Consider the following 5,994-nt stretch of genomic DNA (forward strand, 5'->3'; position numbering starts at 1 on the left):
ATGCCGTCCAGCTTGCCGCCTTCATGCGCATGCCCGCCCCCGAGCAACGCGGGCTTAACATCCGGCTGGAACAGAACTGGGTCCACGCCATCCGCCTCATTGCCCGCCTCACCGGCCTCAACCCCGCGCCGCTGCTGGCATTCTATGCGGCACACGCACACCCGCCGCTCCCCGTGGACGCCATCCGATGATCACTCATCCCTTCTTCTGGATCGCCCTGGTCAGCGCCGTGCTGGTCCACCGTGACGCCAAACGCCACGGCGCCGCCCGCCCTCTTGCCTGGGCCTTGGCTGTTCTCCTGCTCTGGATCGTGGCCCTTCCCGCCTATCTGTGGCAAAGACGCGCCAACCCCCCGTAAGCCACCCCTTCCTGTCACGGAAACTTCACGGTACTGTCATCTTACTGTCATGAAACGCGCCTATGGAGGCGCAGATGGAAATAGCGAGTCCCATTATGCCTGAAGCGGCGCTGCCCCAGCCACTCACCCCCAACGCTCCAACCAGCGCCGCGCGGGTCTCCATTCGCAATCTCAATTTTTACTACGGCGCCAATCACGCCCTGCGTAACATCAACATAGACTTCCCCGACCGCCAGACCACGGCGATGATCGGCCCCTCCGGCTGCGGCAAATCCACCCTGCTGCGCGTGCTCAACCGCATGTACGACCTCTACCCAGGCCAGCGCGCCGAGGGCGAGGTGCTGCTCAGCGGCGAGAACATCATCGGCCCGGGCCTGAACCTCCACCAGCTGCGCCGGCGCGTCGGCATGGTCTTCCAAAAACCCACGCCCTTCCCCAAATCCGTCTACGAGAACGTGGTTTTCGGCGTGCGCCTGCATGAGAAACTCTCCAAGCCCGAGCTGGATGAGCGTGTGGAATGGGCGCTCACCCGCGCCGCCCTCTGGAACGAGGTGAAAGACCGTCTGCACGCCTCCGCGCTCAGCCTCTCCGGCGGCCAGCAGCAGCGCCTGTGCATCGCGCGCTCCATCGCCGTGCGGCCCGAAGTGCTGCTGCTCGATGAGCCCACCAGCGCGCTGGACCCCATCAGCACGCTGAAGATCGAGGAGCTGGTTGACGAGCTGAAGCGCGACTTCACCATCGTCATCGTCACCCACAACATGCAGCAGGCCGGGCGCTGCGCTGACCAGGTCGCCTTCTTCTATCTCGGCGAGCTGGTGGAAGCCGGCCCCGCGACGCAGATCTTCACCGCCCCGCGTGAACGTAAAACGCAGGAATATATCACCGGCCGGTTCGGCTAAAGGAGCAGCATCATGCCCGATGAACCCAAGCATATCGTCGCCAGCTTCGAAGCTGACCTGAAAAAACTCCGCGATATGATCGCCGTCATGGGCGGGCTGGTGGAACGCGCCGTGGCCGACGCCGCCGCCGCGCTGCTCACCCGTAATGCCGATCTCGCCGCCAGCGTGATCGAACACGATCCGCAGATTGACGCCGAAGAGCGCGCCATCGAGCAGTTCGCCGTGCGCCTGCTGGCCCTGCGCCAGCCCGTGGCCGATGACCTGCGCCAAGTCATCCAGGCGCTCAAGGTCGTCACCGATCTGGAGCGCGTGGGCGACTATGCCGCCAACATCGCCAAGCGCAGCATCGTCATCAGCCAGGCCGCCAGCCGCTTCTCGCTCTCGGGCCTTGGCCAGATGGCCGCCCTGGTCCAGCAAAACCTCAAATCCAGCATTGACGCGGTGGGCGAGGCCGACCCGCAGAAAGCCATCGCCGTATGGCGCGCCGACCAGGCGGTGGACGACCTCTACAACACCATCTTCCGCGAGCTGATCACCTACATGATGGAAGACGCGCGCAGCATCACCGCCTGCACCCATCTGCTCTTCATCGCCAAAAACCTTGAGCGCATCGGCGACCACACCACCAACATCGCCGAGCTGACCTATTACGCCGTCACCGGCGAATCCCTGCCCGATTTCCGCCCCAAGGGCGACCAGACCTCCGCCTACGTCCACGCCAACCCCACCGGGCAACAATGAGCGATCAAAACAAACCCTACATCCTCATCGTCGAGGATGAAGCGCCACTGGTCACCCTGCTGCGCTACAATCTCGAAAAGCAGGGCTTCCGCGTGGAAGATGCCGGCGACGGCGGCGAAGCGCTGAACCGCATCGCCGAGGCCGCGCCCGATCTGGTGCTGCTGGACTGGATGCTGCCCACCATGTCGGGCATCGAAGTCTGCCGCCAGATCCGCCGCCGCCCCGCCACGCGCACGCTCCCGGTCATCATGCTCACCGCCCGCGCCGAGGAACAGGACGCCGTGCGCGGCCTGGACACCGGCGCCGACGATTACATCACCAAACCCTTCTCCACCGAGGCGCTGATCGCGCGCATCCGCGCCCTGCTGCGCCGCGCAGGCTCCGTGCCCACCAAGGCGAAGCTGAATTTCCACGACATTTCGCTGGACCCCGCCTCCCACCGCGTGCAGCGCAACGGCCGCACCTTGCACCTCGGCCCCACTGAATTCCGCCTGCTGGAATTCTTCCTGCGCCACCCAAAGCGGGTTTTCTCGCGTGAGGATGTGCTCAACGCCGTCTGGGGGCGCGACATCCACGTCGAACCCCGCACCGTCGATGTCCACATCCGCCGCCTGCGCAAAGCCATCAACGGCCCCGGCGAAATTGACATCGTGCGCACCATCCGCGCCGCCGGCTACGCGCTGGATCTTGAGGCAGCCCTCTGAACTCCATACCCAGCCGGGCGGTCATTCCCCCGCGAACCGGCGCCATCCTGAGGGATTTTTCCCGGCTCTACCCTATGTCCTCCCCCGGAAGCGCATCGGGTCGATCGCGGCAATAATCCCCGCGGCCGGCCCGGGATCTTCCCCCTTCACCATCGCCGCCGCCAGCGCGCCTGCCGCCGGCGCGGTCTGTATGCCATAGCCGCCCTGCCCCGCGCACCAGAAAAACCCCGGCACCGCCGTCTCCCAGCCAAAAGCCAGGCTCCGGTCAGGCGAGAAGGTGCGCAGCCCCGCCCACGCGCGCTCCACCCGGCGCACCGGAATGTCCAGCGCCTTCTGCATGCGGTCTATCCCGATGGCGACATCCATTTCATCGGGCTGCACATCATGCGCGTGCATCGGCGTCTCATCGCACGGGGTCACCATCAGCCTGGTGCGGGCCTCGGCGCGAATATACCAGTCATGCACGGCTGACTGCACCATCGGCCAGTGCTCCACCGCATAGGGCGCGGGGTCGATAATCGCGGCCGTCCTGCGGCACGCCACCAGGCCGAGCGGCGCCACCCCCGCGATCCGCGCCACCTCATCCGCCCAGGCGCCCGCGGCATTCACCACAACCGGCGCCCGCAAAATCACACCGGCAGCCGTCTCCACCTCCCAGGCGCCATGCTTGCGCTCAATGCGCCCCGCGCGGCTGCGCAACATCAGCTGCCCGCCCGCCGCGCGCGCCCGGCGGAGGTAGAACTGGTGCAGCGCCGCCACATCCATATCAAAACCGTCCCGCTCTATCCCGGCCCGCACGGCGTAGCCTTCTATCAGCGCCGGGACCATCGCCTTCACCCGGGCCAGGGAAATCTCCTCAATCCCCAACCCCTGGCCGATCAACCCGTCCAGCGCCTCCGTCTGCTCCGGCGGCGCCAAATAAATAATCTCGCGCCCCACCGCGAGCCGGTCCGTGCCAATATCCGCGGGCGGATTCAAAAAAAACGCGCGCGACAACCCGGTGAGCACACGCACATCCGCCGGACCATAATTGCGCACCCAAATCGCCGCCGAGCGCCCGGTGGTGTGGTAGCCCGCCTGCGCCTCGGCCTCCACCAGCGCCACATTATGTGTCGCCCCCAGCCCCGCCGCCACACTCGCCCCGGCCATCCCGGCGCCGATCACAATCACATCAAACGTCTGACTCATTCAAAAAAGAACCCCCGCAAACTCGCCAGCACCTGCGCCGGCTTTTCGGCATGCAGCCAATGCCCGGCGCCCGCCACCGTCTCCACCACCGCGCGCGGAAACAAGCGCGCTATCTCCGCCCCCGCCTGCGCGGGCACATAGTCTGACTCTCCGCCGCGCAAAAACAACGCCGGCCCGCCATAAGGCGCCACCCCCGGCGGCTCGCTCCAGCCCAATATCTGCGGCATCGCCGCGCCGATCTCCGCCAGCCCCGCTCGCCAGCGCGGCACAGCACCCAGGCTCAGGTTGTTGAGCAGAAACGCCCGCATCTCCGCCGCCTTCACCACCCCCGCCAGCGCCGCATCCGCCTCGCCCCGGCTCAGGCCCGGGTGCAGCACAATCGCCTGCATCGCCTTCACATAATCGTCGTAGTCATGCTCATAGCGCATCGGCGCTATATCCAGCACCGCGAGACGCTCCACCAGCTCCGGGCGCAACAGCGCCAGCATCATCGCCGTCTTGCCGCCCAGCGAATGCCCGGCCACCCGCGCGCGCGCCACCCCCAGCGCCGCGCACGTCTCGGCCCCATCCCCCGCCATGGCCGCAAAATCCATCGCCGCGCCATGCGGGCTATCGCCGTGGTTGCGCAGATCCATGGCAATCACCCGCGCCTGGGTACCAAGCCCGCGCGCCAGCACACCCAGATTTTTCGCCGCGCCAAACAAACCATGCAGCAGCACCAGCGGCGGACCTTCGCCCGAGATCAATGTGTTCAGAATCATGCAGGCACCTTCGCCGCAACGGCGAATAATCTCAAGCGCCCGCCCGAACAGCAGCCATGAACACAGCGAGCCCCCACCACCGGCGGCACGCACTTCGCAACCCGGCCGGAAAAGGCTAATCAGCGCGCATGATCACGCGCCGCACCGCCCTCTCGCTTCTCTCGTTGCCGCTCCTGCCCGCCCAGGCCCTGGCGGAAACATCCCCCCCCGCGCAGGCGGGCGCGCCGCCGCCCCTGGCAATGGTGATGAACTCCGGCGAAGCCACAGTCTCGGTCATTGACATGACAAGCAAGCAAGTCATCAACACCTTGCCCATGCTGCGCGAGCCCAGCCACTGGGCCCTCACGCCTGACCGCAAAAAACTCTACGTCTCCGACGCCAGCGGCAACGCGCTTTTCATCTTCGACCCCCTCACCGCCGCCCCGCTCGGCCATATCCGCATCGCCGACCCCTACCAGCTCGCCTATACGCCAGACCAGAAATACCTGGTGGTGAACGCCCTGCGGCTCGATTATGTCGACGTTTACGACTCCACCACCCTGCAACTCGTCAAACGCTTCAAATCCGGCAAATTCCCAAGCCATCTGGATTTCTCGCCCGACAGCCGCTTCAGCTTCCACTCCATGCAGAAATCAAACACGCTGGTCTGTCTCGACCTCGCGAGCATGACCGAACGCTGGAGCGTCCCCATCGGCAAAACCCCCGCCGGCGTACTCTGGCACAACGGCAAGCTGCTGGTCTGCATCATGGGCGAGAACGGCATCGTCGAGGCTGACCCGCTGACCGGCCAAATCACCCGCCGCCAGGCCACCGGCGAGGGCGCGCACAACATCTTCCTCTCGCCCGGCGGCTCAACCCTCTACGTCTCCAACCGCGTCGGCAGCACACTCTCAGCGCTCGACCCGCTCAGCCTGGAAGTCAAACGCGACTACCGCATCCCCGGCGGCCCGGACGATATCGGCATCGCCCCGGACGGTAAAATCTGGATCGCCCTGCGCTTCAACGAAGCCGTCGCCGTGCTGGACCCGCTCACCGGCGCTTTTGACACCATCCCCGTCGGCCGCTCGCCGCACGGCATCTTCCTTAACACCGAGATGCAAAAACCCGGCGAACTCACCGCCGAACGGCTCTAATTTATTTTATAAAGACAGAGGGCGCGGCCGTACCACCGGCCATATCGTTGCTTTTTCGCACCAAATCCGCACAAATTGGGGCGCAAGCAAAAAATTAAGCTGCATTAACAGCGCGTTATAATAACTTCTTCAGAAACGCTCCACGTGGAGCGTTCCCCGTCCTCAAACCGGCATGCCCTTGCTGGTGGAATACTCAAAATGCAGCGCCAC

8 protein-coding genes are annotated in these 5,994 nt (G+C 65.4%); 6 read left to right on the top strand and 2 right to left on the bottom strand.

Annotated features, from left to right (window positions below):
- The 5 genes from HKL97_RS05065 to phoB all read left to right on the top strand — a co-directional run.
- Positions 1–191 (top strand): hypothetical protein (locus HKL97_RS05065; RefSeq protein ID WP_291423076.1); only part of this gene is annotated, 191 nt, incomplete at its 5' end.
- Positions 188–358 carry a hypothetical protein gene (locus HKL97_RS05070; protein WP_291423078.1) on the top strand — a complete coding sequence of 57 codons (171 nt, stop codon included), beginning with the start codon at positions 188–190 and terminating at the stop codon, positions 356–358. The genes HKL97_RS05065 and HKL97_RS05070, both read left to right, overlap by 4 nt.
- A 95-nt stretch (positions 359–453) precedes the next feature.
- Complete coding sequence (gene pstB, locus HKL97_RS05075; protein WP_291423090.1) at positions 454–1,257, top strand: phosphate ABC transporter ATP-binding protein PstB; 804 nt, start codon at positions 454–456, stop codon at positions 1,255–1,257.
- Between the two features lie 12 nt (positions 1,258–1,269).
- Positions 1,270–1,998 carry a phosphate signaling complex protein PhoU gene (gene phoU, locus HKL97_RS05080; RefSeq protein WP_291423080.1) on the top strand — a complete coding sequence of 243 codons (729 nt, stop codon included), beginning with the start codon at positions 1,270–1,272 and terminating at the stop codon, positions 1,996–1,998.
- Entirely contained in the window at positions 1,995–2,702 is a 708-nt protein-coding gene (gene phoB, locus HKL97_RS05085) for a phosphate regulon transcriptional regulator PhoB (protein WP_291423082.1), read from the top strand. Before phoU ends, phoB begins: the two co-directional genes overlap by 4 nt.
- A gap of 72 nt (positions 2,703–2,774) precedes the next feature.
- Here the strand turns inward: phoB and HKL97_RS05090 are convergent, their stop codons facing one another.
- Together HKL97_RS05090 and HKL97_RS05095 are read right to left on the bottom strand one after the other, a co-directional pair.
- On the bottom strand, positions 2,775–3,890 hold the full coding sequence (locus tag HKL97_RS05090; protein ID WP_291423084.1) for an FAD-binding oxidoreductase: 1,116 nt from the start codon (positions 3,888–3,890) through the stop codon (positions 2,775–2,777).
- The gene (locus HKL97_RS05095; RefSeq protein WP_291423086.1) at positions 3,887–4,651 is read right to left on the bottom strand and encodes an alpha/beta fold hydrolase; all 765 of its coding nucleotides are present in this window, start codon (positions 4,649–4,651) and stop codon (positions 3,887–3,889) included. Before HKL97_RS05095 ends, HKL97_RS05090 begins: the two co-directional genes overlap by 4 nt.
- Before the next feature lie 128 nt (positions 4,652–4,779).
- Here HKL97_RS05095 and HKL97_RS05100 point away from each other — a divergent pair, with 128 nt between their 5' ends.
- Positions 4,780–5,784: a YncE family protein gene (locus HKL97_RS05100; protein ID WP_291423088.1), complete on the top strand. Its 1,005-nt coding sequence runs from the start codon at positions 4,780–4,782 to the stop codon at positions 5,782–5,784.
- Positions 5,785–5,994 lie beyond the last annotated feature (210 nt).

Origin of the sequence: Acidocella sp., from assembly GCF_013044125.1 — a bacterium.
GTDB lineage: Bacteria > Pseudomonadota > Alphaproteobacteria > Acetobacterales > Acetobacteraceae > Acidocella.